Origin of the sequence: Bacillus sp. C30, assembly GCF_040838255.1 — a bacterium.
Classification (GTDB): Bacteria; Bacillota; Bacilli; order Bacillales; family Bacillaceae_G; genus Bacillus_A; species Bacillus_A mycoides.
This window is the reverse complement of record NZ_JBFPJH010000448.1, coordinates 1-2,341: the sequence shown is the minus strand read 5'-3', so window position 1 is coordinate 2,341 and position 2,341 is coordinate 1. Positions and strand designations below refer to the sequence as shown.

Sequence of the window (2,341 nt, the reverse complement as noted above, 5' to 3'; positions counted from 1 at the left end):
CATTCATACTAATACTAAAGCGTTTGAATTATTTATAAGGGGGAAGAAAATATATGAAAACACTTGTAATTGTAGCACATCCTGATATTGAAAAGTCTCGAATTAATAAAAGATGGGTAGAAGAACTTGAGAAATATCCAGATGAAATAACGGTGCATGAATTATATAAAGTGGCACCAAATTGGGAATTTAATATTGAAGAAGAACAAAAGCTGTTAGTAGAGCACGACCGATATATATTCCAATTTCCACTCTACTGGTATAGCTCACCACCATTATTAAAAAAATGGTTCGATGATGTATTAACATATGGATTTGCCTACGGATCAAAAGGGGATAAAGTGAAGGGGAAAGAATTTGGTGTAGCTATTTCTATAGGTGGGTTAGAAAAAGACTATAAAAATAGCGGAATTACAATGGATGAATTAACGAAACCATTCCACGCTACGAGCTTATATACAGGAATGGAATTTATACCATCATTTTATTTATATGGTGCGGAATATGAAATCAGTGATGAAGAGATTGACAAAAGTGCACCTGAGTATGTGAAATATGTGATGAATAAGGAGTTTTCTAATATATAAGGAGAAATAGCCATCTACTTGTTAAGTAGATGGCTATTTTTGTTTATCCCGCATTAACCGCCTGTAAGGTGTGGACTAATAATCAGTGGGGATGAACACCCCACATCAACTAAAGATTCACTTCATTTAAATTCACTAAGTTTAATCTTTAGTGAATTAATAATTAATCTGGTAAAATAAAAACCCTAACATATATAAAGGGGAGTTTTACTTGAGAACGATGCGACAATTATTACAAAAAAGAGCAATGCAGTCACCAAATTTGGAAGCGCTTATCGGTGGAGAGAAAAGGTATTCGTTTCAGCAGTATAATGAACGAGTAAATCAGCTTGCACATTATTTGTTACATACCGGTGTGAAAAGAGGGGATCGTATAGGAATTCTATGCAAAAATAATCATCCGTTTCCAAGCGTTATGATGGCAAGCTTAAAAATTGGAGCGATATTTATTCCGCTTAATCATCAGCTTACTGCTTATGAATTAGAATCGATTGTAAAAGAAGCGAGATTAAAAGTATTAGTTATTGATGATGAATTTAGTGAAGTTGTATTAAAGATTAATGCAGTTAAAGAAATTCCTTATGTAATTGAGACGACAAAAGAAGGATTTGGCTCATTTGAATTAAAATTAAAGGAACAGCCAATAACAGAGCCGAATGTGGAAGTTCATGAAGATGATGATGCCATTTACTTATTTACTTCAGGAACGACTGGACAGGCAAAAGCATGTGTAATTGGTCATAAAAACTTACACCATTATTTTACTGAAATTGCGGGGCAAAGAGAAATTCCAGCAGGTGAACGCTTTTTATCAGTGCACCCATTGTTTCATATGAGTGGCGTGCTTTCTATTTTAAATTGTATTTATCATGGCGTTACGATGGTCTTTTTAGCTGATTCGAATCCTACTCTTATTTGGGATAAGATTGAAGAAGAGAAAATTACTACAATGCTTGCGTTCCCAGCTGTTTATAGTTACATGCTTGATGAATTAGATAAAAAAGAGCGCAACATTTCGGCCTTTAAAGTAGCGCAAAGTGGTGGTACAAAGGTGCCAGAAACACTCATTCAAAAATATATGGAAAAAGGCATTTATATGGTGCAAGGTTATGGGAGTACAGAAGGTTGGGTAGTAACTTCTTGGCATCCAAATATGGGAAAAGAAAAAATGTCTTCTGTAGGGAAAAATTTGAAACATGTAGAGCTGAAAATTGTTCATCCAGAAACAGGTGATGAGCTAACAACAAATGAAGTTGGAGAGATTCACGTGAAAAGCCCGTACATGTTTAAAGGATATTGGAATAATGAAGAGGCAACAAAGAAGGTAGTAAAAGATAATTGGTTTAACATGGGTGATACCGGTATGATAGATGATGATGGATTTCTACATATTATGGGAAGATATAAAGACGTTATCGTACGCGGTGGTGACAACGTATATCCAGATCAAGTAGAAGATGTAATTCATGAAATAAATGGTGTTTTAGAAGTTGCAGTAGTTGGGATTCCAAATGACTTTTGGGGGGAGGTTCCAACAGCTTACATTGTAAAGGACATTCAAACGTCTTTAACAGAAGAAGAGATTATTCAGCATTGTAAAGAAAAACTAGCAAGCTATAAAATACCAGAAGTTGTATTTATGGACGAATTACCGAAAAACGCTTTAGGGAAAGTGTTGAAGAGGGAATTAAGGGATGTTTTTCTTGTGAAATAAAAGGTTATTAAATAATGAAGAATCCAGTTATGTAAAAAGC

At 34.5% G+C, this 2,341-nt stretch carries 2 protein-coding genes; both read left to right on the top strand.

The window, feature by feature from the left end; all coding sequences use genetic code 11:
* Positions 1-53: 53 nt before the first annotated feature.
* Entirely contained in the window at positions 54-587 is a 534-nt protein-coding gene (locus tag AB3X49_RS21565) for an NAD(P)H-dependent oxidoreductase (RefSeq protein WP_002014057.1), read from the top strand.
* 211 nt (positions 588-798) lie between these two features.
* The gene (locus tag AB3X49_RS21560) at positions 799-2,301 is read left to right on the top strand and encodes a class I adenylate-forming enzyme family protein (RefSeq protein ID WP_367964639.1); all 1,503 of its coding nucleotides are present in this window, start codon (positions 799-801) and stop codon (positions 2,299-2,301) included.
* Positions 2,302-2,341: the final 40 nt, after the last annotated feature.

Excerpts from the sequence above, each read along its gene's own strand:
- AB3X49_RS21565 (WP_002014057.1), top strand. The coding sequence starts at position 54 with ATGAAAACACTTGTAATTGTAGCACATCCTGATATTGAAAAGTCTCGA.